Here is a 26255-nt window from a genome sequence, read left to right on the forward strand (position 1 = left end):
TCAAAAACGGACATGTAACAGGCGGACGCGGCCGATGACAACGCGCCCGTTTAACAGCGTGATACAACCACAAGGGAAGATACCCCTCATATTTCGGCCTAACGGGAGGCTTTTTGCCCTGTTAGGGTGTACCGCAGGAGGAGTGAGGGAGCCAACGCCAACGGACAGGAGACGGTTCATGGCCCGGACAGTAGTGAATGCGCTTGGAGACACACTCTATTACAGCGGCAGTTCCACCGGATTTTTTTCCGCCACGGGCTCCGGCCCGCTGCTCACCGGCACCGCCGGCAATGATTCCATGTGGGGCGACAGCTCCGTGAACGTGACGATGGCGGGCGGCACGGGCGACGATATTTATTATCTTTATTCCAGCATCAACCGCGCCGCCGAAAACGCCGGTGAGGGCATCGATACCATCGATACCTGGATGAGCTATACCCTGCCGGACAATTTCGAGAACCTGCGGGTAACGGGTGACGGGCGTTACGCCTTCGGCAATTCGCTCGACAATATCATCACCGGCGGATCGGGCCGCCAGACAATCGATGGCGGGGCCGGCAACGATGTGTTGATCGGTGGTGGCGGGGCCGACACCTTCGTCTTCACCAGCGGCAACGGCACCGATCTGATCACGGATTTCAGCGCCAATGACACGATCCGGCTCAATGGTTACGGCATCACATCCTTCGACCAGCTTGTCGGCAATGCCACGCAGCAGGGCAGCGATCTGTGGCTGAATTTTTCGAATGGTGAAGCCATCGTTCTCGCCGGAACGACCGTAGACGATCTTCAGGCGGGTCAGTTCGAACTCAGCCTCGACCGGTCGTCCCTCACCCAGACCTTCGCCGACGACTTCAACACGCTGTCGCTGCGCAGCGGCGATCAGGGAACCTGGGACGCCAAATATTGGTGGGCGCCGGAAAAGGGAAGCTCGCTGACAACGAATGGCGAGGCGCAATGGTATATCAACCCCGCTTATGCCGGCACCTCGCAGGTCAATCCGTTCAGCATCGACAACGGCGTGCTGACCATCACCGCCGAAGAGACCGCGCCGTCGATCGCCGATGAAGTCGAGGGTTACGACTATACGTCGGGCATGCTGAATACCTATTCCTCTTTCAGCCAGACCTATGGTTATTTCGAAATACGCGCGGACATGCCGACCGATCGGGGCGCCTGGCCCGCCTTCTGGCTTTTGCCGGAAAACGGCTCCTGGCCGCCGGAACTCGACGTCATCGAAATGCGCGGCCAGAATCCCAATACGCTCATCATGTCCGCCCATTCCAACGCGACCGGCACGCAGACCTCGGTCATCAACAATGTCAGCGTACCGAGCACGGACGGGTTCCACACCTATGGCGTATTGTGGGATGCGGAACATATCACCTGGTATTTCGATGATGTCGCCGTCGCCCAGACGGATACGCCGGACGACATGCACGACCCCATGTATATGGTCGTCAATCTGGCCGTCGGCGGAACGGCGGGAACGCCATCGGCCAGTGATTTCAGCGACGGTTCGCAGATGATGATCGATTACATCAGGGCCTATTCGCTCTCCGACTGGGCCGCCTGAAAAAACGCCGGCAGCCTTCAGGGCTGCCGGCTTTTAAATATCAGCCTATCTGAGCTGTAGCCCGTCCAGGCCCGTCATTCTGCCGCAAGCTGCGTGCGTGCGGCGTTAAGCGACATCAGATGCCTTGCGGTTTGAAGGCTTGCGGGCTGCTCGGCGCGGTAACGGCGGCCGATTTCCATCATCAGCACGGTATCCGGCAGGAAGCTGAGTTCCGAGAAGATGTCCTGCCAGTCGATATCGCCCCAGCCGAGCGGCATATGCAGGTCGCCGATGCCGAGCGCCGTGCTTTCCTGCGGGAAATAGGCCTCATAAAAGCCCTGCGGGCGACCGAAGGAATCGTGCACATGCAGATGGCCGGCAACCGGCGCCATGGCGCGAAGCTCGGCGCGGAAATCGAGGCCACGATAGGTGGATTCGAGATAGGCATGGCTGAAATCGATCAGCGCCACGACATTGTCGTGACCGACGGCCTTCACGGTCGCCGCAACCTCGGCCGGTGTCTGGCGATACTGGCCGGGTTCGGTGGAGAAGATGTTCTCAAGGGCGATACGCACGCCATAGGGCTTGCAGAATTCCGCGAGTTCGAAGAGGGCTTCCCGCTCGCGGGCATCGGCATCGGCCCGCTCGGCGATCTGGTCTGCACGCAGCGCGCCGCTGTGCTGAACCAGAATGCCGGCGCCGATACGATCGCAGAGAACGGCAAGCGCCTTGGCCGCGTCGATCTGGTAACGGCACGTCACCGGATCCATGAAATTGGACGACACCAGACCGTGCACGGTGTAACGGAAGTCGAACTGCTTGGCGAGCGCCACGAAACGCTCCGCGCGTTCCTCGATGATACGGCCGCCGGCGATCAGATCGAGGCTCGTCACGGCGATTTCCACGGTGTCGCAGCCGATATCGGCAAGCGTCACCAGATCGCTTTCCAGCGTGGCCAGTTCGCCGTCATCCGAACTGGCGTTGAATCCGGTACCTATAAGATTGCTCACTTCGTCATCTCCAGGGCTAAAAAAGATCATGCGAATTCGTGCGGCAGCGCAGCGCGCCATGCCGCATCAAAGAGGTCCGGGCGGTCGACGTAGATGTGCTCTACCCCGGCCGATACGACGTCATAAGGAAAGTCCACGGTCGTCGCCCGTAAAGAAGCTGGACCATGGTGATGCGTTTCCGTTGAAACCGATCACTCAATTAAGTTTCTTCATTTACAGCTTTATGACATTTCCGCGGGGCGAGTCCCTGAGGAGCGGCATCGTGAACGAATGCGCGGGAGGCCGGCGGTGGCTGGATTATGGACGCTCGGGTCCATTCAAGGGCGCATTATGGCCGTAAATTCTATTGCCCGAAATGGCTGCGAACCCTGCCGGAACGCTTGAAATAGGGTCTTCCGGCGAGAGGCGCTAACCGAGATTATGCACCATGAAGTAGATCAGCCAGCAATGTGCGATCGCCAATATCGCCCAGGCCCATTTCGCGACCCTGATATCGGCATCGACAACCCCGTTGCGAATATCGGCCCTGCCGGGGTTATCTTCCCCGACGCGTTGATCCGGGGCGGGAGACGCGGGCGATGCACTGGAAGCCGGCTCGCTGACAACATACAGCCTGTCGTTGCGTACGGGCGGATGCAGCTCATCGACAACGCTCTCCACCTCGGAAAGCGCATCCTCGCCGGAAGCGCAGTTCACCGCCATAAGCCGCGATGACACCCCCCTGTTACGCATGTTACCTTGATTGGGCATCATAATTTTCCAAACAATAAAAATAAAAAATTCCCAGTCTCTCCCGATAAAGCAGTGCTTTGCCGGCCATGCCGCAACAGGCGCGGTTCCGCCGCGCTCATCGCTCATTCCCCATGCCTTCGCGTGTCCTGACGCAAAGGGCCCCGCTCTCAGGGCGTCAGAACACCCGGCAAATCACGCTTGCCCGCGTAAGGTTTCGCCTCCCGCTGGATCAGGAAGACGGATTTTTCCACCGGCAGCGGCTCGATTGTCCGGTAACGCTGAAACCTTCTGGAATATTCGAAGCGGATGAGCCTGTCGTCGAACTTCCCTGCCAGAACGCGATAGCCGTTGACGAACTCGTTGAGGATTTCCAGCTCTTCTCCCCATACCCAGCCGCCATAGGACGTCCCTTCATTCGAACGCAGCACGATCTCGAAAAAATGCCCCCCCGCCACCAGCGGCATGCGAAAGAGAATATCGAGATTGTCCTCGTCTTCCTCGTCACCTTTCTCCACCGACAGCCTGGCATGGGCGACCTTCGCGTGGACCAGCGCCGAAACCGGATAAAAGGGCCGGCCCTTGAACCACATGAATTCGCTGACCGCGTATCCGACATCATCGGCACGCTGGTAAGGTTCGATACGCGGCTCGAACGCCATGTAGCTTCCGTTAAACGCTATCACTGTCGAAAATTCCCGATGCCTGCCCACCGCATGTCCGCTGTTTTCCGCCCGTCATTCATGCTTCTGTTTCCGACAATAGGCAGGACCGCGTCACACCAGCGTCAAATGGAACGCTATGATGACTTTCAATTTTCCGGGCACGTTGTTAGATGATGATTCATGAGGGGATGAACGTGGCTGGGAACGCTGAACTGATACCGATCCGGCTTTTTGGCACCCCGCGCTGTGATGCGGTGCGGGAAGCGTTTTTCCCGTCCAAGGGCTTTGCCCTCACCGCCGCCCTGATCCTTGCCCCGAACCAGTCGCTTTCCCGCCAGCACGCCGCATCGCTGCTGTGGGAAAATGTCGAGCAGAAGCGAGCTCTCGGCAATTTGCGGCAGCTCATCCTGCGCCTGCAGAAACTTCCCAATGAGGACGAGGCCATCCTTCTGACCGAAGGAAACGATCTGAAGGCCGGAAAGCTGGCACAGCGCACCGATCTTGCCATCTTCCTTGCCGGCGCAAGAGCCGAAGACCCGATGCAGCGGCTCAATGCGCTGCTCGAATTCGGCGGCGAGTTGCTGGAGGGACTGGAGGCCGGGCAGGATCACCTTTACCTGTGGCTGCTTTCGGAACGCCGCCGTCTGAAAGACCTGTTCTTTTCAAGCTATACCCAGCTTCTGGAGGAATTGACGCGGTTCGGCCGCGCGAGTTCCAACGACATCGCCAGACTGGCCGAATGCGCCTGCAAGATCGAGCCAGAGCGCGAGGAAACCTACCGCGCGGCCATGGCCGCCTATGCGCGGATAGGCAATATCAGCGCCTGTGAAGGCATGTACCAGCTTCTGATGGAGCAGCTCCGCCAGGAGGCCCGCGCACCCGAGCCGGAAACCGTGGCCCTAAGGCGACGCATACAAAGCCTGGCCGCGACGATAGCAACCCCCGCCGAGCCGGAAGAAGGCAGCCGCCGAAAAACCCTGACAAAACCGCGCGTCGCATTCGTGCGCCCGGCCAGGGTCGATGGGCAGCCGGTCCCGCCGGTGATGCATGCCTTCGTCGAGGATGTCGCCAACAGCCTCGTTCGATACCGCACCTTCACCGTGCTTTCGCCGCACAGCACCTTTGCCCTGGCGCATGACCGGGCCGACGACAGCTACGCCATGCTGCGGGCAGATTACCGCATCATGTCAGCCGTGTTCGATGACACCCGCATGTCGGTTGCGCTGATCGAGGAGGCGAGCGGTGAAATCGTCTGGTCGCTGGAGGCGGTCCTGACCGAGCGGCAGATTCACGCCGCCTTCCGGCTGCTGTCCAAACAGGTGGCGGCAGCGCTTGCCCGCGAAATCGAGCGGCTTCAGGTGGAGCCCGACCGTAACCATAGCGGCGAGGCCTACCGGCAATTGCTGGAGGGCCAGCAGCTTCTGCGCGGCAAATGCGACCTGCCGCTTCTCAGAAGAGCCCGTTCGATGTTCCGCAAGGCCGTCGACCTCGACCACAGCATGGCGGTCGCCCGCGCCCGGGTGGCGCAGAGCCTGCAGCTGGAATGGCTGATGCTGGGCGGCAATGATCCCCACCTGTTGCACCGCGCCAAGGCGGAGGCCGATGCCTCCGTCGAGATCGATCCGGCGCTTGGCGTCGGCCACTGGATGTGCGCGGTGGTGGCGCTCTACCAGCGGGATTTCGACATATCCGCCGAAAAATTCTTCGAGGCGGAGGCGCTGGCGCCCAACTCCGCCGATCTGCTGCTTCAGCATGCCGATGCGCTTGCCCATTTCGGCGAAGCGGAAATCGCCTGGGAGAAGTTTCAGCAGGCCATCGACCTCAACCCGCTGGCCCCGGATATCTATTGGTGGGCCGGCGCCAGCATCGCGTTCAAGCGTCAGGATTACGGCACGGCGGTGGAACTGTGCGGGCGGATGGAAAATGACGAGCCTGCGCTGCGCGTCCTGACCGCAAGCCACGCCCTGCATGGAGATTTGGCCGCCGCCCGGGAAAGTGGCAGCAGGCTTCAGGAAAACTATCCGGGCATGACGGCGAGGGAGATCAGCAGCCTGTCTCCGGACCGCGACCCGATAGCGAATGAAAAATTTTATCACGCACTTCGATTAGCTGGGATCAAATAGGAGACACTATGTCCTCGCATTTCTTTATCGTCGGAAAAAAGGGTTTTGGCGTTCTTTTCATTCGTACGGCGCCGCTTCGGGTCGCGTCGGTATCGCATGAGACGATTGCCGCCTATGAAGCCAGCCATCCCGGCGTGGATGGCTATGCCCGTGTGGCCGCAGCCGCAAAATCCATGCTCGTTCGCCAGGACGGCCAGCCCGAGGCGGAACTGGATCAGGTGCAGATCCAGGGCATCGAGGCCCTCGTCGCCGGTGGCGCCGTGGTTTCCGAAGCCGATTTCGCCTTCATCGGCGAAGTGGTCGACGCCGGCTGGGATTTCAACCGCATGGTGCAGGCGCCGATCGAAGCGGCCCTGAAGGCTGTCGGTCCGGCGGGTTCCGTCACCGGCGAGCTGTTCGACGCCATCCTTGCCGACGACAGCAACACGGCACGCTGATCGCGGTCCCGCTGCCTTGACCGGCGCCGATGCTCCCATGTCAGCGCCGCCGGCAAGGCGTGCAGACGCTTCATTCTTCGATCCCGGACTGCTTCGGCGGTTCGGGATTACCCGCGTCGGCGATGTGACCGGTCTCGATATTATCGGCATCCCCGTCTGGTTCGCGGTCCGGCCCAATTCGCGCGGTTTGTCGGTATCGCAGGGCAAGGGCCTTTTTGCGGAACAGGCCCGGCTATCGGCGATCATGGAGGCGATCGAAGGCGCTGTCGCCGAAGACACCCGCAGACATATCGTCGCTTTCGGCTCCATCGACGAGATGCGCAACAAGGGCGCTCCCCTCATTCCCTTCGAAACCGTCGGTCGGATCGATCCCGATGCTCTCGATCAACTGAAGGAACGCGCCTGGGTGAAGGGAACTTCCATTCGCCGCCAGCAGGAGGTCCTTGCCCCTTACGAGCTCGTCGGCATGGATTTCCGCGCGGATTTCCCGTGGGATCGGCAGGCTTTCCGCATGAGTTCTCAGGGCCTCGCGGCCGGGTTCGACCACGACCATGCGATTTTCCATGCGCTGCTCGAACTCATCGAAAACGATGCCTGCTTTCTCGTCGACACCTTCGCGACCCGCACCCTCGCACCACAACCACTTCTCCTTCCGTCGGGCGTCGACCCATCCTTCGACGGCCTCATTCAGCGCCTTTCGGATATCGGCCTGCCGCCCTCATTTTTCGACCTGACGAATGCGCTCGGCGTGCCGGTGGTGATGGCGAGCCTGTCCCGGTCGCTTCAGGCTCAAGACGGGCCGGCCACCCGCAGCGCCGCGGGCGCCGCCTGCCGTCCAAGCGCCCATGCCGCCGCAATGGCTGCGCTGCTGGAGGCGATCCAGTCGCGGCTGACCGATATCAGCGGTGCAAGGGACGATCTCTCCCCGCTCCGTTACCGGCGGGATATGTTTGCGGCACGGCCTGCCGCCGCCGGCTTGCGGCCGGCGGAACCACCCTCGCTCGGCCTCGACTTTACGGCGCCCGGCAATATGTCCCTGCCGTCCTGGCACCGGCTTGCGGAGCACCTCTTCGCTTGTGGTATCGAGGATGTCTATGTCTTTCCGCTGGAAACGGAGGTCTCCGGCCTGCATGTCGTGCGGGTTCTGGCAAGCGGCCTCGCCCCGGCGGGCGGCGGCCTGCAACACATCTCGCCGCGCACGCTCGATCATCTGCTGAACCTTGGGGGTACTTGATGAAACCGGTGGTTTTTGCAGGCCCCTCCATCCACGGCGAACTTATATCCGGGCTCGATCTTCGCGGACCGGCCGCCTGCGGCGATATTTTCGATGCGGTCCGGCAAGGCGTCCCGGCAATCGGGCTGATCGACGGTCTTTATGGCGATTGCGCCGCCGTCTGGCATAAGGAAATCCTGTTTGCGCTGTCGAGCGGCGTCACCGTTTTCGGTGCCGCCAGCATGGGTGCGCTGAGGGCGGCGGAATGCGCCGCCTTCGGCATGATCGGCATCGGCGATATCTTCGAGGCCTATCGCGACGGGCGCCGGTTTTCCGATGCCGATGTGGCGGTGAGCCACGCACCTGGCGAGCTCGGCTACCGCCCGCTGACGATCGCACTGGTCGATGCCGAGGCGACGCTCGCCGCCTGCCGTGGCTTGGTCACGCCCGAAGAATTCGACGCGCTCTCGCTTGCCGCCGGCACCCTGCATTTTACCCGCAGAACATGGCGCGCCATCGCCGCTGAAGCGGGTCTCGGCCCTGCGACGGCCAATCTGCTCGCCGCACATGCCGTGTCCGTCAAACGAAAGGATGCGGCCAGACTTCTGGCAGCGCTGACAGGCGAGACAGCACCATCCACGCCGCCGCAATCATGGACGCTGCAGAACACCATGTTTTTCCAGCAACTGGCCACGCGGCGGATAGCCGGGGAAAAAGCCTCTTGAGCGTCGCCGGTCCCTTGCCGCTGGTGCCCGATTGCGGCGGGCCGATCCGCACGATCGCACTCGCATTGCCAGCCGCTTTTTTCGCGGAAAGCCGGGCCGATGACACTGTTTCACCGCTCATTCCAATCGGAAACCTGCTCTCGGCCCTGCCATCAGACGTCACCGCCGCCATTGTGATCGATCACGCCAGTTTTGCCACGGCGCAAGACTGGCTCGACAGCATGCAGGTTCCCTGCGCGGCCACGCTGGTTCCCTTGGCTGAAGGTGACAGTGTCCCGCATCCGTGGATACAGGACATGTTCCATGTGCGGACCGGCGATCAGGAGGAGGGCACCGCGGCAGAATTTGTCTCAGTCGCGCAAAGCGCCCTCAGCGTGACCTTGGCCGAACACCTCGGAGCGACAGTTACGCATCTGGATGTGGCCCTGGCGGGCGGCAACCAGCTGGTCGGGCCGAATTTTCGGCTGGTGGGCCATTCCAGCCTGGCGGATGACAGGGGCTTCAGAAAAGCTGCGGCCGCCCCCTCGCAGCGGTGGCGAAAAGTGCAGGCTCTCGATGGCAGACGCGTGCACAGTTTCGGATATCGGCCGGAAGACCTCGGCAAGGTCCCGGTCGCCTTCGATCTTTCCACAACGCGAATTTGCAAACCGGTAATAGCTGGCGGGAAAATGCACCAATGCGGCTTCCATGTTGACCAGTTCGTTTCCGTCACCGGTCTCAAACGAGGGGACCGGCCGTTGCTACTCGTTGCCGATCCGGTCGCCCATGGCGAATGCGATGCCCGCGCAGCAATCGATTTGAAACGAAAACTGGACGCCTCCGCCCTCTCGCTTGCTCGGCAAGGTTTTGCGATCGAGCGAAATCCCATTCCGGTCTCGCCCGCCATCGATACCAACAAATGCCTGCCCAGGCTTTACAACAATGTCCTTCTTGAAAATGTCACACGGCCCGGTCAAAAACGACCATCCGTCTGGCTTCCGCATTTCGGCGACAGGGAGGCACTTGAGGCATTCGACGTGGTCAATCGGCAAATTTGGGACGGACTTGGTTTTCAGGCTATCGGCGTGGCTGGCTGGAGCCATCTTTCCAGCCGCAACGGGGCGTTGCGATGCGCAATAAAAGTGATAAATCGCGAGAGGAACACAAAGTTATGAACAGAAAACTGTATTACTTTGTCAAAAAAGCATCATAATACCCGTGGAAATTGTGTTGAATACATACCTTCAACAATATTAATTGATAATGATCGAATTTAATAACCTCACACAGGAGGAATTTGTAATGCAGGCCAAACTACCCAGCCCGATCGACGTACATGTCGGCGCACAAATCAGAATGCGCCGCAAGTCGCTCGGCATGAGTCAGAGTGCGCTGGCCGGGCGATTGGGCATCACCTTCCAGCAGGTCCAGAAATATGAAAAGGGCGCCAACCGCGTCGGCGCTTCGCGTCTGCAGGCCATTGCGTCGATTCTCGGCGTTGAGGTCAGCTCCCTTTTCGCCAATGCCACACCCGATGGCGGCGCCGCCAACCCGGCGCTGGGCACGATCAATGCCATGCAGACCTTCGTGGCCTCGAATGAAGGTTTTTCGCTGAACCAGGCCTTTTCGCGCATCAAGAGTGCAGCCGTGCGCCGGAGCATCGTGGCTCTCGTCACATCGCTCGCAGCAACCGAAGCGGCGGAAAATGCCGGCGCAGCAACGGACAAGAGCGACGATTGACGCAGGTGTGACGCTCGCGTGACGCTCGATGTGGTCAAAAATGAACAACGCGGGATCAACGCGTTTTCATACTGTCGACTGTCGAGAGGGAATCATGGTGGCGTCTACCTCAGCAATACTTGAACAGGATAATGCAGACGAGATTTTGGCACTCGGGCGGATGGTCTCCTATCTTTGCCAGCGTTCGAAATCCCTGGAACTGGGCATGTCGACCTATTTCCTGGAAATGGCGTTGTTGTCGCTGGCCCAGGATATCAATCAGCAGGGTCTGCCGCCCGCGGAGCTGAATGCCAGCGCCTTCGCATCGACCGATCTGCATTGAGCACTTCTGCAACGGCATAGACAGGCAGGATTGAGCGTTTCCATTCCGACCTCCAGTCGTGAAAACCCGGGAACCTTTCTCTTCTCCCTATGCCCTCCCCCTTTTCTCGGCGAAAGCCATGACAGAGGCCCGGTTTTGCCGGGCCTCTGTCATATCAGGGCGCTGCGCGGCGAAGTTCGGCCGCCGCAGCGACCATATTGACCAGCGCCGGCCTGACCTCTTCCCATTTGCGGGTTTTCAGACCGCAATCCGGGTTGATCCAGAGCTGCCGATCGTCAAGCCTTTCCCGCGCCAAAGCCAGAAGATCGACCATTTCCGCGACTGCCGGCACGCGCGGCGAATGGATATCGTAAACGCCGGGGCCGATCTGGTTCGGATATTTGTAGGTCCGGAAGGCATCCAGCAGTTCCATCTTCGAACGCGAGGTCTCGATGGAGATCACGTCGGCATCCATCGCCGCAATCGCGTCGATGATCTGGTTGAATTCGGAATAGCACATGTGAGTGTGCACCTGCGTCCGGTCGCCCACGCCGCTGGAGCAAATGCGGAAGCAATCCACCGCCCAGCCGAGATAATCCTGCCAGTCCCTATGCCGAAGCGGCAGGCCTTCACGTAACGCCGCCTCATCGATCTGGATCATCTGCGCACCGGCTGCCTCGAGATCGTTGACCTCATCGCGGATGGCGAGCGCGATCTGCCGGCAGGTCAGACTTCTGGCGATATCGTCACGGACGAAGGACCAGTTGAGGATCGTCACCGGCCCGGTCAGCATGCCTTTAACGGGCTTTTCGGTGAGCGACTGGGAATAGTCCCACCAGCGAACCGTCATCGGCTTCGGACGCGACACATCGCCGAAGATGATCGGTGGGCGCACGTAACGCGAGCCGTAGCTCTGCACCCATGCATGTTGGGTGAAGGCGAAGCCGGAAAGCTGCTCGCCGAAATATTGCACCATGTCGTTACGCTCGAACTCGCCGTGGACGAGAACGTCGAGGCCGATTTCCTCCTGCCAGCGGATCGTCGCTTCGGTTTCCTTCCGCAGGAAGTTTTCATATTGCGCGTCGGTCAGGGCGCCCTTGGAATGCGCGGAGCGAGCTTTCCTCACCTCCGGCGTCTGCGGGAAAGAGCCGATGGTCGTCGTCGGGAAAAGCGGCAGGGCGATGGCCTGCGATTGCAGCTTCTGCCGCTCGGCAAAGGCGCTCGCCCGTTGCCTGTCGGCGGCGCCGATCGTCGCGATGCGTTTTTGAACGGTGGTATCCGTTACCTTTGGCGAGGATGCACGTGCGGCGACCGCCCGCGAGGCCGCTTCCAGTTCCGGCGCAACAGTGGCCCTGCCCTCACCCAAAGCCCGGCCGAGCGTGGCAAGCTCGCCGAGCTTCTGGGTGGCAAAAGACAGCCAGCTCTTCAGATCGGCATCGAGGCCGGTTTCCAGTTCGAGATCGACCGGAACATGCAGCAGCGAGCAGGACGGCGCGATTTGAAAGGCCGCCGCACCCCGTTCGGCAATGGCGGTTTCCAGCTTGCCGATGATCGCGGCGAGATCGGCACGCCAGATATTGCGGCCGTCAATGACGCCGAGCGACAGGACGCGGTTTGCGGGCAAGACCTTCAATGCGGCCTCCAACGCTTCGGGCGCGCGCACCAGATCGAGATGAAGACCCGCGACCGGAAGCGCCGCGACGGCCTGCAAATTATCCTCAAGACCGCCGAAATAGGTGGCGATGAGGATTTTGAGATCAGGCGCGGCCTTTGACAGAGCCTGATAAGCGACGGCAAGCGCATGGCGTTCGCCCTCTGAAAGATCCAGCACGGCCACCGGCTCGTCGATCTGCACCCAATCCGCCCCGGCGGCGCGGAGACGACGCAGCAGTTCTTCATAAACGGGCAGCAGCTTCGCCAGAAGATCGAGCGGCTTGAAGGCCGCCTCTCGCGCCTTGGCAAGCTTCAGAAACGTGACCGGGCCGAGGATGACGGGTCGTGTGTGAATGCCGAGCGCTTTAGCCTCGAGGAAATGGTCGACCGGTTTTTGCGAGGTAAGCACGAAATGCTGCTCCTCGGAAACCTCCGGCACCATGTAATGATAATTGGTGTCGAACCACTTGGTCATTTCCAGCGCCGGAACGCCCTGGCCATGATGCGCATGTCCTTCATGAACGTGGTCGCAGCCGGCATGGGCCTCGCTCTGACTTCCGCGCGCCATGGCGAAATAGGTCGACAGGGAGACATCTCCGCCCGTCCATCCGTAGATCGACGGAATGGCCCCCACCATCACGGCCGTGTCGAGCACGTGATCATAGAGGGAGAAATCATTGGAGGGGATAAGGCTGATCCCCTTTTCCCGCTGAAGCGCCCAGTTCTCGGCGCGCAGCCTGCCGGCGGTTTCGAGAAGGTCCGTTTCGGAAATCTTTCCGGACCAGAAGCCTTCAAGCGCGAACTTCAATTCACGATGACGGCCGATCCTCGGAAAACCGAGCGATGCGACTGGAATGGTCTTGTCTGGCATTGTCATACCCCATTTGGTTGGGGGGCATGGGTAAAGCGGACGCGTGCAGGCCCGGCCTTGCCGAACCATTGCGCAACCACCGGGACACCCCGCCCGTGGACGTTATTTTGTCCTGGCAGGTCTCCTGGCTCGCGGGTCGCCGCCTTTGCCCGTCTTCCCGGGGCTTTCACCCCAGTGACGTTGTGGACAAAGGCTCGCCGCTTACAGTTGCGGGGGCAGCTCCGGTCTTGCCGATCTTCGGCGCACCGGATTCCCTCTTAGCTCCGGGCTGAAACAATCACCCCGGAGAACCATGACACCCGCCATTCTCAACAGGGGTGTCACAATGTCAATAGACATAAAGAAATCTTTATATCTTTATTTGATTGAGACCAACGATCTCAGAATGTGACCGCGCCCGGTCCCGGCACCGCGCCCGATGGGACCTTGCCCAGAATGATCATGCCGAGAACCTCGTCCTTGGTCACATCCTGCGTGCGGGCATGGCCAACCACCTTGCCATTCTTCATCACGAAAACCCGGTCGGCCAGATCGAAGACATCGTGAATATCGTGGCTGATGAGGAAGATGCCGATGCCCTGCCGTTTCAGCTCCTTGACGAGATCGCCCACCTGCGCCGTTTCCTGCGGCCCGAGCGCTGCCGTCGGCTCGTCCATGATGAGGATGCGGGCATCGAACAGAATGGCGCGGGCGATGGCGACGGATTGCCGCTGGCCGCCCGAAAGCGCTTTCACCGGCTCCTTGAACCGCCGGAAATTGGGGTTGAGGCGGCCCATGACCTCACGCGCCGAGGCTTCCATGGCGACATCGTCCAGCGTTCCCCATTTCGTCTTCAGCTCGCGGCCAAGATAAAGATTGGCCGCCGCATCGACATTATCCGCCACGGCCAGCGTCTGGTAGATGGTCTCGATGCCGTATTTCTTGGCATCGCGGGGATTGCGGATATCGGCATCCTCGCCATTGATGAGGATATCGCCGCCATCGCGCCGGTAAGCGCCGGAAAGTATCTTGATGAGCGTCGATTTGCCGGCGCCATTATGGCCGAGAAGGGCAACCACCTCACCGGGGAAAAGATCGACAGAGGCGTTTTCCACCGCGTGGATGCCGCCGAAGGAAATGGAAATATTGCGCATTTCCACGAGGGGCGTGACTTGGTCCGTCATAGGAGTTCTCCTCGGTTCTTACTTGGCGCGGGCGCGGTAGATGGTGTCGAGCCAGACGGCGACGACCAGGACCACACCGACGACGATGCGCTGGAAGGGTGTATCGATACCCACCAGCACCATGCCGGATTGCAGCGACTGCATCACGAGCGCACCGAGCATTGCGCCCGCTACGGTTCCGACACCGCCGGCGAGCGAGGTGCCGCCGATGACGGCCGCCGCGATGGTGTAAAGTTCGTCCAACTCACCCTGGGCATTGGTGGCGGCGTTGAGGCGGGCGGTCGAAATCGCCGCGGCGATGGCGCACAGAACGCCCATCAGCGTGAAGATCTTCACCGTGACCCAGCGGGTCTTGATACCGGCCAGTTCCGCCGCTTCCGGATTGCCACCGATGGCGAAGACATAACGTCCGAAGCGCAGCCTTGTCGCGATGAAGGTCATGACCGCGCCGACCGCGAGCGCCATGAGCACCGGAATGGCGATGCCATGCGCGATGAACAATCCGCCTTCCGGCCAGGCAATGCCATTGGCGTCGGCATAGTTGCGGGCAATGTTCACCGGCCAGGGATAGCTGTTGACCACGGCCACGAAACCGACGACGACGAGGCAGCCGAGCGCCACCAGAAAATATTCCGCCCAGACGGGCCGCAGCGGAAAGCCGAAACGGCGGCGCTGGCGGCGGGAATTCAGGATTGCCGCAACGATGGCGACGCAGGCAATGGCGGCCGCGATCCAGCTCCATGTCGCGCCAATCGAGCCGCTGGTACCGCCGCCCATCAGGCGGAAGGTGGAATCCATCGGCGCCACGGTGCGACCGCTGGTGATGAACCAGGTGCCACCGCGCCAGACCAGAAGCCCGCCGAGCGTGACGATGAAGGATGGCACATTCAGGAAGGCGACGATCGAGCCCTGCAGCATACCGATCGCGCCACCGACGAGAATACCGACCAGAAGCGTGACGATCCATGTAGCCCAATGTTCGAAGCCCAGGATCTGCGGCAGGATTTCTGCCTGCATGACGCCCATGATCATGCCGGAAAAACCGAGGATCGACCCGACCGACAGATCGATATTGCGGGTGACTATGACGAGCACCATGCCCGTCGCCATGACTGCCACGGAAGCGGTCTGCACGGAAAGGTTCCAGAGATTTCGCGGCGTCAGGAAGAGGCCGCCGGACAGGATATGAAATCCGATCCAGATCAGAAGAAGCGCGCCGACCATGCCGAGAAGGCGGGTATCCAGCTCAGTAGCGCTGATGAAACGCGTAATCGAGCCTGTCTTTTCCGTCTTGGCGGGCGCTGTGGAATTGGATTGGGTCATGTCGGCCATGAACTGCCGGTGCTCCTCACATCTTGGATCGTTTTGGCTTTTCTTCGAATCGCCAGAACGATCCAAGTTTTTGTTCTTACGCATTGTCCGGATGAAAGCCGTTCCGCTTCCCCTGAAAATGCTCTAAAGGGCGCCCCGCCATGAACCATGGCGCGGCGCCCAACCGGGACCTATTCGATCAATTGCAAGCCTTGACGGATCCGGCCTTCACACCCTGGCAGGCCGTTTCCTTCTTGATCCAGCCGGCATCGATGACCGTGCCGAGATTGTCCTTGGTGATGGCGATCGGCTTGAGGAAGACCGACTGCATCTTCACCTTCTTCGGGCCGCCATCAAAGGTGGTGACGCCCTTGATCTCGGTCATCTTCTTGCCGCCGGCGAGTGCAAGCGCAATGCCGGCCGCTTCCTTGCCGAGTTCACGGCTGTCCTTCCAGACCGACACCGTCTGCGTGCCGAGCGCAACGCGGTTCAGCGCGGCGAAATCGGCATCCTGACCGGAGACGGGAACCGAACCGGCCATGCCCTGCGCCGCGAGAGCGGCAATCGCGCCACCGGCGGTACCGTCATTCGAAGCGACGACCGCGTCGACCTTGTTGTTATTCTTGGTCAGGAACTGTTCCATGTTCTTCTGGGCGTTTTCCGGCTTCCAGCCATCGGTATAGGCTTCGCCGACATTCTTGATCTTGCCGCCATCAATGGCGGCCTTCAGCACTTCCTGCTGGCCGGCGAACAGGAAGTCCGCATTCGGATCGGAAGAGGAGCCCTTGATGAAGACGTAATTGCCTTCCGGCTTGACCTTGAAGACTTCAGCAGCCTGAAGACGGCCCACTTCCTTGTTGTCGAAGGTGATGTAGAAGGCGCTCTGGTTTTCGATCAGGCGGTCATAACCAACGACCGGAATACCTTCGGCAACGGCCTTTTCAACAGCCGGGCCAATCGCATCGCTGTCCTGCGCCAGGATGATCAGCGCATTGGCGCCCTGGGAGATCAGCGATTCCACGTCGGTCAGCTGTTTTGCGGCAGATGATTGCGCATCGGCGGAAATATATTTCGCACCGGCCTTGTCGAGCGCAGCCTTGATTGCCGCCTCATCCGTCTTCCAGCGTTCTTCCTGGAAATTCGACCAGGAAACGCCAACGACGAGATCGGCCGCAATGGCGGCGGTATGCAGGGAAACGAGTACGGCCGTACCCGCCAAAAGCTTGGCAAAAGAATTCATGATGTCCTCCCGGTAAGGGCGCAGCCTGCACCTCCATGCAGGGAAAACGCCCGGAAAAAGCTGCCGGTCTCTGTGATTTCACAATTTTCTCGACAGTCGAGAAAATTAATGTCAGAGATTCCCCATGCTGTCAACAACGGCTGCGGGCAGCATCCGGGTGCCTTGATCTTCTCTGTGGCATGGGCCATCAGACAGGGTCAGCACGACAGGAAAAAGCCGTTCAGGGAGCAGGCCCCAGCCCATGTCCGCCATTGCAAGTACGGAACTGGTGCGCCAGAAAAACAGCCTGTCGGTGATGGCGGCACTGCGTCTTCACGGCAGCCTTTCCCATACCGAAGTGTCGTCTTTCACCGGGCTTGCCTCCGCCACCGTCTCCGCCATCACCACGGAACTGGAACGGGCCGGCCTCATTTTGCGAAAAGAGCAGCTTGCCACCGCCGGCCGCGGCCGGCCGCGCATTCTCTTTGGGCCGCGCGGTGCTTTCTGCCACGTCGCCATCGTCATCATTTCCTCCGACAGCGTGCAATATTCGCTGGTCGATTATTCCGGCAAGCTGGTGGACCGTTTCACGGAACAGCGGGTCACAGCCGAAAAAGGCGCGTTCGGCGGCGTCATCCTTGCCGGCCTCGCAAGGCTTGCCGATCGCTCACGCCTCGATCGGAACGATATTCTTCAGGTCTCGATCAGCAGCAAGGGGCTGGTGGACGCGCCGGCGGCAACGCTGCTCTGGTCGCCAGTTCTCGGCGATGAAAGGATTGATTTCCAGCGACTGGTTTCCGAAGACGGCCGCATCCGCGTGACGCTGAACAATGAAACCCTGCTTGCCGCCAAGGCCATCTGGATGCGGGAGCAGGCAAAAGAAGGTCCCGCGCCGGAAGCGCTCGTCACCCTGTCGCTCGGTCACAGCATCGGTCTTGGCATTGCCCGCTCCACCGGTGGCGCAATCGAGGTGAGCGCCCCCAACTTCGGCCATATGCTGCATCTGGCCGATGGCGCCCTGTGCCGTTGCGGCACCAGAGGCTGTATCGAGGCCTATTCCGGCTTCTACGCCATCCTGCGCTCGGCCTTCGAAGCGCCGCCGCAGGCAGAACCGGCGAAATTCGTGCCGATTGCGGAGGTGGACAAGATCGCCGCTTCGGCCCGCACCGGCGCCCGCATGGCGCGGTTCGCCTTCCGCACCGCCGGTCTGGCGCTCGGCAACGGCCTTTCGCGCCTCTTCAGCCTGCACGGCCATATGCCGGTTTTTGTCACCGGCCCCGGCACGCGCTATTTCGATCTTCTGGAAAGCGGCCTGCGCGACGGGCTTGCACAATCGCAGGCAGTGCGTTTCGGCGGCATGCCGAAAATCGCCATAGCCCCCAACGAACCGGAACTGGTGTTCGAAGGACACATGGAACACGCGCTGTCCGCCGCCGACGACTATATATTAAGCGCCGACAGCCCTGAGAGACCTGTGAGGAGTTCGGGGGGCTAGCTGCTACCAAACGCACGCGCGCAATGCGACGAGCCATTCGCCGCACTCCTAAAGGCGGCGCAGGCCTTCGCGAGGCATCATATTTTCCGGCAGTTTAACCGCACTGGCAATCCCAAGCCACATCAGCAATTGGATGAAATTCCAACCTAGATCGATTTGTCCCCTCTCGAGTCCAAGCCGGGCCGAGTCCGGAAAAGCGTGATGATTCCCATGAAAGGATTCGCCGAAAGTAACCACTGCTGCTTTGGGGATATTGTAGCCCTGTACAGCGACATTATCGACTGCCCATCCCTGATGCCCCCCACGATGAGCAAAGTGGCCGATGAGCCAATGCCCGGTTAGAGAAACCGAAACACGCACCGCAGTACCCCATACCACCCAACTCCAGCCACCCAAAAGATAGAACAACAGCATCCAGGGTAGTTGCTGCGCCATCCAGGTTCGCTCCAGGAAGCGGTAAAATCTATCGTTCGCAACCTCCGGCTCGATGACGAACGTTGGGGGATGTTTGAGTGCAACAGCGCAATGCATCTGCCACCAAACATCCACGAAGAAAGAGCGCCGATGCGCATACAAGTCATGACATATCGTCTGTCTTTGGGCCCAATCGCGAATGTCATGTGCGTAAATCATACCAAAAGGCCCGGCCATGCCGACCAGCGTGCCAAGATAAACCAACACGCGCTCGACCAACTTGCTGGTACGGAACGAGCGGTGGATCAGCAGCCGGTGCATTCCCACCGAATGTCCGGCACAAATGGTGATCGCGGTCGTGATGACGAACAAAGTGAAACCACTCCAGGAAAATGTCAGCGGGCCGAACACCAAAGCAACCGCCATCATCACTCCTGCCCAGATCGATTTTGCCGGCCTCCAGCACACTTGGCCTTCGTTTGCATTGCCAAAGGGATGCGAGATCATACGTCCTGTGGAAATTGTCGTCATGCATCACGCCCTTTCCATACCCTACCCGGACGCAATCTTGCGCCAGCAACCAACAGATGATATTCATTTAGGCAATAAGCTAATTACCTTTGTAACCCATTTCCAAAATTAGGCAATTAGTTAATTAACTTAATATCTGATATTTTTGCTTCATCGGCGAAAGAAGGGCAATGTGATAGATAAAGAGAACGATTCCGAGAGGCTGGCGGAGCAAGTGACGACTCCGCCTATGCAGTTGGTTTTTGAGGCATTGGCCTCTGCCCCACGCCGTAAAATCCTGGCCTATCTCGCCCACACTGACCTTACGGCGGGCGAAATCGCAGCCCGCTTCGAAATGTCGAAACCCTCCATCTCGCAGCATCTGAATGTGTTGGAAACCGCCGGCTTGATCTCAGGCAAGCGCGAGGGCCAATTCATTCGCTACTCGCTGGCGCCGAATAAATTGGTGAATACGCTCAACAATTTTGTTCAAGACGTCTGCCCCGTCGGCCGGCCGCTTAAGAAGGAAAGCAAGGCATTAGCCGAGTTCAAATCCAGCACAAAGAAGTGAGAGTGATGCGTTAGGCACCATGCTTTTGATCGGGAAGTACTGTCTGCGAGGGGCGCATGGAACAAGCATCGGCCGACAGCTACACGTTGAGCGCCGACAGCGCACGGAAATCCCGTGAAGAATTCGGGAAGCTGAGAGGGCAGTCGACCGTTCTTCAGGCCCGCTGCGCCATGGCCTCGGGCTTTTCCCCGGCACCGGTCAGCAGCATCACGAATTCGTCGAGAGCGACGGCCTCATCCTTGCTCAAACGCAGGCCCTGTTTCGTGCGCCGCCACAGAATATCCTCGGCAGAAAACGCCCATTCGCGCTCCACCAGCCAGCGCACCTCGCATTCGTAAAGCGTGCCGCCGAAATGACGGCCGAGGCCCGATGCATCTGTGGCGCTACCCAGCAGTCGCGCGGCCTTCGTGCCATAGTTTCTGACGAGCCGCCCGGCATGACCTTGATCGAGGAAGCCATAACGCGAGACGAGCGCCCTCACCTGAGCCTCGTATCTCTCCGCGCCGAAATCGCCGCCCGGCAGGTGGGATCCCGCCGTCCATGGCTTGCCCTTCTCACCAATCGCCGCGCCGATCTTTTCCAGCGCATGTTCCGCCAGCCGCCTGTAGGTGGTGAGCTTGCCGCCGAAAATATTGAGGAGCGGCGCTTCGCCTTCGGTTTGTTCGATCTTCAGCACGTAATCGCGGGTGGCTTCCTGGGCTTTCGATGCACCGTCATCAAAAAGTGGCCGCACGCCGGCATAGGTCCAGACGATATCTTCGGGTCGAACCGGCTCGCTGAAATATTCGCTGGCCGCGTTGCAGAGATAGGAAATTTCATCCTCGGAGATACGCACCTTGGCCGGATCGCCCTGATAGTCGCGATCCGTGGTGCCGATCAGCGTAAAATCGCGCTCATAGGGAATGGCGAAGATGATGCGGTTATCCGGGTTCTGGAAGAAATAAGCGCGCGGATCGGAAAACTTCCTGCGCACGATGATGTGGCTGCCCTGCACGAGGCGGACATTGTGGACATCGTTGCGGCCGAAGACACCCGAAAGCACCTTGTCGACCCAGGGACCGGCGGCATTCACCAGCATGCGCGCCCTGTGCGTGGCCGGCCGGCCGGTTTTTTCGTCCAGCGTCTCGATGAGCCAGATTCCGGCCTCACGCCGTGCGGAGACGACCCGCGTGCGGTTCATGATCGTTGCGCCGCGGTCCGCCGCGTCCCGCGCATTGAGAACCACGAAGCGGGCATCATCCACCCAGCCATCGGAATATTCGAAAGCCCTGGCGAAGACGGGCTTCAGCGGTTTGCCGGCCGGGTCTTGCCTGAGATCGAGCGTGCGGGTCGGCGGCAGGAGCTTGCGGCCGCCAAGATTGTCATAAAGAAACAGGCCGAGCCGGACCATCCATGACGGACGCACGCCGCCCTTTTGCATGGGCAGAACAAAACGCATGGGCCAGATGACATGCGGCGCCATGGCCCACAGGATTTCCCGCTCCATCAGGGCTTCGCGCACCAGGCGAAACTCGTAATGCTCAAGATAACGCAAGCCGCCGTGAATGAGCTTGGTGGCTGCCGAAGAGGTGCCGGAAGCGAAATCGCCCTTTTCCGCAAGCGCCACGGAATAGCCCCTGCCCACCGCATCACGGGCGATGCCGCAGCCATTGACGCCACCACCGATGACAAAAAGATCGAAAATATTCTCGCCGGACATAGGGGCTCCACGACAGCGCCGGGGGATCGCCTCCCCCATTATTGAAAGACAATTGCTATAAAAGCGAAAATAAAACGAATGTCAAAAGAAAACAAACGAAACACGTTCCGGCAAGGCGAGCGATCGCCGCTCACCGTCCGCCGCATGGCCAGCGTCTTACGGGGTCTGTGTTTCAGCCGTGTGTCGGGAGAACCTGCTCAAGCTCGTAAAGCACGCCGCCCATGTCCTTCGGATGCAGGAAGAGAACGGGGTTGCCGTGCGCACCGATCTTCGGTTCGCCATCGCCCAGGATACGGATACCTTTCCTGACGAGATCGTCGCGGGCCGCGATAATATCGGGCACCTCGAAGCAGAGATGATGCGTGCCGCCACCCGGATTTCTTTCGAGAAAAGCGGCAATCGGTGAATTTTCCCCGAGCGGATGGAGAAGTTCGATCTTGGTGTTTTCCGCCTGAATGAAAACCACCGTCACCCCATGTTCGGGCAGCGATTGCGGTTCGGAAACCTGCGCGCCGAGCGCCCGGTAACGGGCGACGGCGGCGTCGAGATCGGGCACCGCAATGGCGACGTGGTTCAATCGTCCGAACATGGTCGTCTTTCCCTCAAGCGTTTCGCCGGATGCCTTCCAGCAGGTCCAGCACCTTGTTGGCCGCATCCATGACATTGGTGCCTGGTCCGAAGATGGCCGAAACGCCATGGTCGAGCAGGAACTGGTAATCCTGACGCGGAATGACGCCACCGACAACGACGATGATGTCGTCCGCACCCTTCTGTTTCAGTGCCTCGACCAGCTGTGGCGCAAGCGTCTTGTGTCCTGCCGCAAGCGACGACATGCCGACCACATGCACCCTGTTTTGAACAGCAAGATCGGCGGCCTCGGCCGGCGTCTGGAACAGGGGACCGGCCAGCACATCAAAACCGATATCGCCAAAGGCCGAGGCAATGACCTTCGCGCCGCGATCATGCCCATCCTGCCCGAGCTTGGCGACCATGATGCGCGGTTTGGTGCCGATCCTTTCCGCGACGCCGGAAAGACGGGCGGCGAGCGTGGCAAGCTCCGGCTCATCCTTATAGGCCTCGCCGTAAATATCGCTCACCACCTCCGGCACCGCGGCATGGTCGCCGAAGGCCGCACGCAGCGCATCGGAAATCTCTCCCACCGTGGCGCGGGCGCGGGCGGCAACAACCGCCGCTTCGAGAATATTGCCCTTGCCGCTGCGGGCCACTTCCGAGAGCGCCTCCAGAGCCAGGGTCACTTCCCTGCCATCACGGCGGCGGCGTGTCTCTTCGATGCGGCAGATTTGCGCGGCGCGCACGGCGGCATTGTCGATATCGAGAACATCGATATCCTCTTCATTTTCGAGGCGGTAACGGTTGACGCCGACGATGACCTCCTCGCCCTTGTCCACCGCCGCCTGCCGGCGCGTCGCCGCTTCTTCGATCAGCCGTTTCGGCAGGCCTTCGGCCACCGCTTTGGTCATGCCGCCAAGCGCCTCGACTTCCTCGATCAGCGCCCAGGCCTTCTCGGCTAACTCGTCCGTCAGGCTCTCGACATAATAGGAGCCCGCAAGTGGATCGACGACTTTCGTCACACCGGTTTCGTGTTGCAGGATAAGCTGGGTGTTGCGGGCAATGCGGGCGGAAAATTCCGTCGGCAGCGCAATCGCCTCATCGAAGGAATTGGTGTGCAGCGATTGCGTGCCGCCAAGCACGGCGGACATGGCCTCGAAGGCGGTGCGGACGATATTGTTGTAGGGGTCCTGTTCCTGCAACGAGACACCGGACGTCTGGCAATGGGTGCGCAGCATCAGCGACGAGGCGTTTTGCGGCTTGAATTCCTGCATGATGCGCGACCAGAGCAGGCGCGCGGCACGCAGCTTTGCCGCTTCCATGAAAAAATTCATGCCGATGGCGAAGAAGAACGACAGGCGGCCGGCGAAATCATCGACATTCAGCCCCTTGGCCAGCGCCGCCCGCACATATTCCCGGCCATCCGCCAGGGTGAAGGCCAGTTCCTGCACCAGCGTCGCGCCGGCTTCCTGCATGTGATAGCCGGAAATGGAAATGGAGTTGAATTTCGGCATCTCCTTTGCCGTATATTCGATGATGTCGGCGATGATCCGCATCGAGGGTTCGGGCGGATAGATATAGGTGTTGCGGACCATGAACTCCTTGAGGATATCGTTCTGGATGGTTCCGGAAAGCGCCGCGCGGGGCACACCCTGCTCCTCCCCCGCAACGATGAAACTGGCGAGCACCGGAATAACGGCACCGTTCATGGTCATCGAGACCGAGACTTTTTCGAGCGGAATGCCATCGAACAGGATTTTCATGTCCTCGACGCTGTCGATCGCCACACCCGCCTTGCCGACATCGCCCTCCACGCGCGGATGATCGCTGTCATAACCGCGATGGGTGGCGAGATCGAAGGCCACGGAAACACCCTGCTGGCCGGCGGCGAGCGCCTTGCGATAAAAGGCATTCGAGGCTTCGGCCGTGGAAAAACCTGCATATTGGCGGATGGTCCAGGGCCGCCCGGCATACATGGTGGCGCGCGGGCCGCGCGTGAAAGGCGCAAAGCCCGGCAGGCTGTTCAGGTGAGACATGTCTTGCAGGTCGTCGGCCGTGTAGAGCGGCTTGACCTCGATACCCTCGGGCGTGTGCCAGACAAGCGTTTCCGGTGAACGCTTCAGCTCTTTTTCGGCAAGCTGCAGCCAATCCCGCACCGTTTTTTCACCCGACATGCATCTCTCCCCTTCTGCATTTCATTTTAGCACTGTGACGGGCAATCGTGACGAAAATCGAATAGCTCACCAGTGCCCGTAAATCGCTCCGGCCCATATGCGTTCCGAAGAAACGGCAGCGGCGTCACTCGAATTCGAGGATGACTTCGTCCACCGCGAGGCTGTCGCCCGGTTTTGCCGCCACTCTGGCGACACGACCGCGTTTTTCCGCGCGCAGGATGTTTTCCATCTTCATGGCCTCCACCGTCGCCAGTGCCTGACCTGCCTCCACCTCGTCACCCTCACCCACCGAGATGCCGGTAATGACGCCCGGCATGGGGCAGAGCAGCAGTTTCGACGTATCCGGCGGCAATTTTTCCGGCATCAGCAGCGCCAGCTCCGCAACGCGCGGGCTGCGCACGCGGGCGAGAACATCCATGCCGCGCCAACGCAGGCGAATTGCCGCCCCGGCAAGATCGACCTTGGCGGCAATGACCTCACCCGCCACCGTAAACAGGCCAAGGCTCTGGCCGGGACGCCAGCCGGTATCGACGGTCAAAGTCGTCCCGTCCTCAAAACGGACCGCCGTGCCATCCGCACCGGTTTCAACGCTGACCCCGTGGCGGACTGCGCCAAACGAAACCACCCAGTCATGGCCGACGATGCGGCGGTGATTGCCGATGGTGCCGGAAATTTCAACGGCGCGGTTCTGCAAGCGCTGATTGACGATGGCGGCGATGGCGGAAAGCCTGCGTGCGGCGGCCTCATCCGGCTCGACCCCGGAGAACCCTTCCGGAAACTCTTCCGCGATAAAGCCCGTCGTCAGCCTGCCAGAGCGAAAACGCTCATGCTGCATGACGGCCGACAGGAACGGCAGATTATGGCCGATGCCCTCCACCTCGAAACGGTCCAGCGCCTGCCCCATGGCATCGATCGCGGTTTCGCGATCCTTGCCCCAGCTGCACAGCTTGGCGATCATCGGATCGTAATACATCGAGATTTCACCGCCTTCGAACACGCCGGTATCGTTGCGGATGACGGTGCCACCTTCCTGTGCGCCTTCTGATGGCGGGCGATAGCGCGTGAGCCGGCCGATGGAGGGCAGGAAGTTGCGATAGGGGTCTTCGGCATAAAGCCGGCTTTCGATCGCCCAGCCGTTCAACTTCACATCCGCCTGTCCGAAGGAGAGTTTCTCACCGGCGGCGACACGGATCATCTGCTCGACCAGGTCGATACCCGTGACGAGTTCCGTCACCGGGTGCTCCACCTGCAGACGGGTGTTCATTTCAAGGAAATAGAAGTTGCGGTCGCCATCGACGATGAATTCCACGGTGCCGGCCGAATGGTAGCCGACTGCCCTTGCGAGCGCCACGGCCTGTTCGCCCATGGCATGCCGCGTCGCCTCGTCCAGAAAGGGCGATGGCGCTTCCTCGATGACTTTCTGGTTGCGGCGCTGGATCGAGCATTCACGCTCGCCAAGATAAAGAATCGTGCCGTGCTTGTCGCCCAGCACCTGAATTTCGATATGGCGCGGCTGCGTGACGAATTTCTCGATGAAGATGCGGTCGTCACCAAAGGAGGATTTCGCCTCATTTTTCGACGACTGGAAGCCTTCCCGCGCCTCGGCATCGTTGAAGGCGATGCGCATTCCCTTGCCGCCGCCGCCGGCAGACGCCTTGATCATGACGGGATAACCGATCTGCGACGCGATCTTCACCGCCTCATCCGCATCCTCGATCAGCCCCATATGGCCGGGCACGGTGGAAACACCCGCTTTGGCCGCCAGTTTCTTCGAGGTGATCTTGTCACCCATGGCCTGAATGGCACCAACGGGCGGGCCGATGAAGACGACGCCCGCTTTTTCCAGCGCCTCGGCGAAGGCGGCATTTTCAGAGAGGAAACCATAACCGGGATGCACCGCATCCGCCCCGGTCTTCCGGATCGCATCGAGGATTTTATCGATGACGATATAGGACTGCGACGAAGGCGCCGGACCGATATGGACGGCCTCATCCGCCATTTTCACATGCAGCGCATTGGCATCCGCATCCGAATAGACCGCGACGGTGGCAATGCCCATCTTCTTCGCGGTCTTGATGACCCGGCAGGCGATCTCGCCACGATTGGCGATGAGGATTTTCTTGATCAT

Annotated in this window: 22 protein-coding genes and 1 riboswitch; of the genes, 10 read left to right on the top strand and 12 right to left on the bottom strand. The window is 60.3% G+C overall.

What is annotated here, in order from left to right; all coding sequences use genetic code 11:
• Nucleotides 1-178 precede the first annotated feature (178 nt).
• Nucleotides 179-1576 (top strand): endo-1,3-1,4-beta-glycanase EglC, encoded by a 1398-nt coding sequence (eglC, locus tag QD336_RS12080; protein WP_269342515.1) that lies wholly within the window; start codon nucleotides 179-181, stop codon nucleotides 1574-1576.
• Between the two features lie 74 nt (nucleotides 1577-1650).
• On the opposite strand, the gene QD336_RS12085 is transcribed toward eglC, so the two are convergent.
• From QD336_RS12085 to QD336_RS12095, 3 genes are all read right to left on the bottom strand, one after another.
• Nucleotides 1651-2565, bottom strand: a complete 915-nt coding sequence (locus QD336_RS12085) for a TIM barrel protein (protein WP_499170855.1) — start codon at nucleotides 2563-2565, stop codon at nucleotides 1651-1653.
• Between the two features lie 408 nt (nucleotides 2566-2973).
• Entirely contained in the window at nucleotides 2974-3423 is a 450-nt protein-coding gene (locus tag QD336_RS12090; protein WP_499170856.1) for a hypothetical protein, read from the bottom strand.
• 41 nt (nucleotides 3424-3464) lie between these two features.
• Complete coding sequence (locus QD336_RS12095) at nucleotides 3465-3956, bottom strand: hypothetical protein (protein ID WP_269342510.1); 492 nt, start codon at nucleotides 3954-3956, stop codon at nucleotides 3465-3467.
• A gap of 173 nt (nucleotides 3957-4129) precedes the next feature.
• Here QD336_RS12095 and QD336_RS12100 point away from each other — a divergent pair, with 173 nt between their 5' ends.
• The 7 genes from QD336_RS12100 (at nucleotide 4130) to QD336_RS12130 (ending at nucleotide 10498) form a co-directional block, all read left to right on the top strand.
• A complete protein-coding gene (locus tag QD336_RS12100) occupies nucleotides 4130-6082 on the top strand; it encodes a BTAD domain-containing putative transcriptional regulator (RefSeq protein ID WP_499170857.1) in 1953 nt (650 codons plus the stop codon).
• 8 nt (nucleotides 6083-6090) lie between these two features.
• Nucleotides 6091-6519, top strand: a complete 429-nt coding sequence (locus tag QD336_RS12105; RefSeq protein ID WP_499170858.1) for a hypothetical protein — start codon at nucleotides 6091-6093, stop codon at nucleotides 6517-6519.
• A 37-nt stretch (nucleotides 6520-6556) separates the two neighbouring features.
• Nucleotides 6557-7753, top strand: coding sequence for a YcaO-like family protein (locus QD336_RS12110; RefSeq protein ID WP_499170859.1), 1197 nt, complete (start codon nucleotides 6557-6559; stop codon nucleotides 7751-7753).
• Nucleotides 7753-8457, top strand: a complete 705-nt coding sequence (locus QD336_RS12115; RefSeq protein WP_499170860.1) for a TfuA-like protein — start codon at nucleotides 7753-7755, stop codon at nucleotides 8455-8457. Before QD336_RS12110 ends, QD336_RS12115 begins: the two co-directional genes overlap by 1 nt.
• Nucleotides 8454-9611: a hypothetical protein gene (locus QD336_RS12120; RefSeq protein WP_499170862.1), complete on the top strand. Its 1158-nt coding sequence runs from the start codon at nucleotides 8454-8456 to the stop codon at nucleotides 9609-9611. Before QD336_RS12115 ends, QD336_RS12120 begins: the two co-directional genes overlap by 4 nt.
• A gap of 127 nt (nucleotides 9612-9738) precedes the next feature.
• Nucleotides 9739-10176: a helix-turn-helix domain-containing protein gene (locus QD336_RS12125; RefSeq protein ID WP_269342501.1), complete on the top strand. Its 438-nt coding sequence runs from the start codon at nucleotides 9739-9741 to the stop codon at nucleotides 10174-10176.
• A gap of 94 nt (nucleotides 10177-10270) precedes the next feature.
• Nucleotides 10271-10498, top strand: coding sequence for a hypothetical protein (locus QD336_RS12130; protein WP_269342500.1), 228 nt, complete (start codon nucleotides 10271-10273; stop codon nucleotides 10496-10498).
• A 154-nt stretch (nucleotides 10499-10652) separates the two neighbouring features.
• Here the strand turns inward: QD336_RS12130 and metE are convergent, their stop codons facing one another.
• From metE to xylF, 4 genes are all read right to left on the bottom strand, one after another.
• Nucleotides 10653-13001, bottom strand: coding sequence for a 5-methyltetrahydropteroyltriglutamate--homocysteine S-methyltransferase (gene metE / locus QD336_RS12135; RefSeq protein WP_499170863.1), 2349 nt, complete (start codon nucleotides 12999-13001; stop codon nucleotides 10653-10655).
• 97 nt (nucleotides 13002-13098) lie between these two features.
• Nucleotides 13099-13311: riboswitch (cobalamin riboswitch) on the bottom strand.
• A gap of 70 nt (nucleotides 13312-13381) precedes the next feature.
• Nucleotides 13382-14164: an ATP-binding cassette domain-containing protein gene (locus QD336_RS12140; protein ID WP_269342498.1), complete on the bottom strand. Its 783-nt coding sequence runs from the start codon at nucleotides 14162-14164 to the stop codon at nucleotides 13382-13384.
• An 18-nt stretch (nucleotides 14165-14182) separates the two neighbouring features.
• Nucleotides 14183-15496 carry a sugar ABC transporter permease gene (locus QD336_RS12145; protein WP_269342497.1) on the bottom strand — a complete coding sequence of 438 codons (1314 nt, stop codon included), beginning with the start codon at nucleotides 15494-15496 and terminating at the stop codon, nucleotides 14183-14185.
• 178 nt (nucleotides 15497-15674) lie between these two features.
• Nucleotides 15675-16715, bottom strand: a complete 1041-nt coding sequence (xylF, locus tag QD336_RS12150; RefSeq protein WP_269342495.1) for a D-xylose ABC transporter substrate-binding protein — start codon at nucleotides 16713-16715, stop codon at nucleotides 15675-15677.
• A gap of 241 nt (nucleotides 16716-16956) precedes the next feature.
• On the opposite strand from xylF, the gene QD336_RS12155 reads away from it, so the two are divergent.
• Nucleotides 16957-18189 carry an ROK family transcriptional regulator gene (locus tag QD336_RS12155; RefSeq protein ID WP_499170864.1) on the top strand — a complete coding sequence of 411 codons (1233 nt, stop codon included), beginning with the start codon at nucleotides 16957-16959 and terminating at the stop codon, nucleotides 18187-18189.
• A 48-nt stretch (nucleotides 18190-18237) separates the two neighbouring features.
• On the opposite strand, the gene QD336_RS12160 is transcribed toward QD336_RS12155, so the two are convergent.
• A complete protein-coding gene (locus tag QD336_RS12160) occupies nucleotides 18238-19134 on the bottom strand; it encodes an acyl-CoA desaturase (protein ID WP_499170865.1) in 897 nt (298 codons plus the stop codon).
• 229 nt (nucleotides 19135-19363) lie between these two features.
• Here QD336_RS12160 and QD336_RS12165 point away from each other — a divergent pair, with 229 nt between their 5' ends.
• Entirely contained in the window at nucleotides 19364-19684 is a 321-nt protein-coding gene (locus tag QD336_RS12165; protein WP_269343490.1) for a metalloregulator ArsR/SmtB family transcription factor, read from the top strand.
• A 154-nt stretch (nucleotides 19685-19838) separates the two neighbouring features.
• On the opposite strand, the gene QD336_RS12170 is transcribed toward QD336_RS12165, so the two are convergent.
• From QD336_RS12170 to QD336_RS12185, 4 genes are all read right to left on the bottom strand, one after another.
• Nucleotides 19839-21383 (bottom strand): glycerol-3-phosphate dehydrogenase, encoded by a 1545-nt coding sequence (locus QD336_RS12170; protein WP_499170866.1) that lies wholly within the window; start codon nucleotides 21381-21383, stop codon nucleotides 19839-19841.
• Between the two features lie 172 nt (nucleotides 21384-21555).
• Nucleotides 21556-21972: a methylmalonyl-CoA epimerase gene (gene mce, locus QD336_RS12175; protein WP_499170867.1), complete on the bottom strand. Its 417-nt coding sequence runs from the start codon at nucleotides 21970-21972 to the stop codon at nucleotides 21556-21558.
• Between the two features lie 13 nt (nucleotides 21973-21985).
• Complete coding sequence (gene scpA / locus QD336_RS12180) at nucleotides 21986-24127, bottom strand: methylmalonyl-CoA mutase (RefSeq protein WP_499170868.1); 2142 nt, start codon at nucleotides 24125-24127, stop codon at nucleotides 21986-21988.
• 124 nt (nucleotides 24128-24251) lie between these two features.
• Nucleotides 24252-26255, bottom strand: a complete 2004-nt coding sequence (locus QD336_RS12185; RefSeq protein ID WP_499170870.1) for an acetyl-CoA carboxylase biotin carboxylase subunit — start codon at nucleotides 26253-26255, stop codon at nucleotides 24252-24254.

Origin of the sequence: Rhizobium sp. BR 250 (genome assembly GCF_047445855.1) — a bacterium.
In the GTDB taxonomy this organism is placed as follows: domain Bacteria; phylum Pseudomonadota; class Alphaproteobacteria; order Rhizobiales; family Rhizobiaceae; genus Agrobacterium; species Agrobacterium tumefaciens_I.

What these genes read in the sequence shown, in the direction of transcription:
- eglC (WP_269342515.1), top strand. Translation starts at nt 179, where the DNA reads ATGGCCCGGACAGTAGTGAATGCGCTTGGAGACACACTCTATTACAGC.
- QD336_RS12090 (WP_499170856.1), bottom strand. Translation starts at nt 3,423, where the DNA reads ATGAGCGATGAGCGCGGCGGAACCGCGCCTGTTGCGGCATGGCCGGCA.
- QD336_RS12095 (WP_269342510.1), bottom strand. Translation starts at nt 3,956, where the DNA reads ATGGCGTTCGAGCCGCGTATCGAACCTTACCAGCGTGCCGATGATGTC.
- QD336_RS12100 (WP_499170857.1), top strand. Translation starts at nt 4,130, where the DNA reads ATGATGATTCATGAGGGGATGAACGTGGCTGGGAACGCTGAACTGATA.
- QD336_RS12105 (WP_499170858.1), top strand. Translation starts at nt 6,091, where the DNA reads ATGTCCTCGCATTTCTTTATCGTCGGAAAAAAGGGTTTTGGCGTTCTT.
- QD336_RS12110 (WP_499170859.1), top strand. Translation starts at nt 6,557, where the DNA reads ATGTCAGCGCCGCCGGCAAGGCGTGCAGACGCTTCATTCTTCGATCCC.
- QD336_RS12115 (WP_499170860.1), top strand. Translation starts at nt 7,753, where the DNA reads ATGAAACCGGTGGTTTTTGCAGGCCCCTCCATCCACGGCGAACTTATA.
- QD336_RS12125 (WP_269342501.1), top strand. Translation starts at nt 9,739, where the DNA reads ATGCAGGCCAAACTACCCAGCCCGATCGACGTACATGTCGGCGCACAA.
- QD336_RS12130 (WP_269342500.1), top strand. Translation starts at nt 10,271, where the DNA reads ATGGTGGCGTCTACCTCAGCAATACTTGAACAGGATAATGCAGACGAG.
- metE (WP_499170863.1), bottom strand. Translation starts at nt 13,001, where the DNA reads ATGCCAGACAAGACCATTCCAGTCGCATCGCTCGGTTTTCCGAGGATC.
- QD336_RS12140 (WP_269342498.1), bottom strand. Translation starts at nt 14,164, where the DNA reads ATGACGGACCAAGTCACGCCCCTCGTGGAAATGCGCAATATTTCCATT.
- QD336_RS12145 (WP_269342497.1), bottom strand. Translation starts at nt 15,496, where the DNA reads ATGGCCGACATGACCCAATCCAATTCCACAGCGCCCGCCAAGACGGAA.
- xylF (WP_269342495.1), bottom strand. Translation starts at nt 16,715, where the DNA reads ATGAATTCTTTTGCCAAGCTTTTGGCGGGTACGGCCGTACTCGTTTCC.
- QD336_RS12155 (WP_499170864.1), top strand. Translation starts at nt 16,957, where the DNA reads ATGTCCGCCATTGCAAGTACGGAACTGGTGCGCCAGAAAAACAGCCTG.
- QD336_RS12160 (WP_499170865.1), bottom strand. Translation starts at nt 19,134, where the DNA reads ATGACGACAATTTCCACAGGACGTATGATCTCGCATCCCTTTGGCAAT.
- QD336_RS12165 (WP_269343490.1), top strand. Translation starts at nt 19,364, where the DNA reads ATGCAGTTGGTTTTTGAGGCATTGGCCTCTGCCCCACGCCGTAAAATC.
- QD336_RS12170 (WP_499170866.1), bottom strand. Translation starts at nt 21,383, where the DNA reads ATGTCCGGCGAGAATATTTTCGATCTTTTTGTCATCGGTGGTGGCGTC.
- mce (WP_499170867.1), bottom strand. Translation starts at nt 21,972, where the DNA reads ATGTTCGGACGATTGAACCACGTCGCCATTGCGGTGCCCGATCTCGAC.
- scpA (WP_499170868.1), bottom strand. Translation starts at nt 24,127, where the DNA reads ATGTCGGGTGAAAAAACGGTGCGGGATTGGCTGCAGCTTGCCGAAAAA.
- QD336_RS12185 (WP_499170870.1), bottom strand. Translation starts at nt 26,255, where the DNA reads ATGATCAAGAAAATCCTCATCGCCAATCGTGGCGAGATCGCCTGCCGG.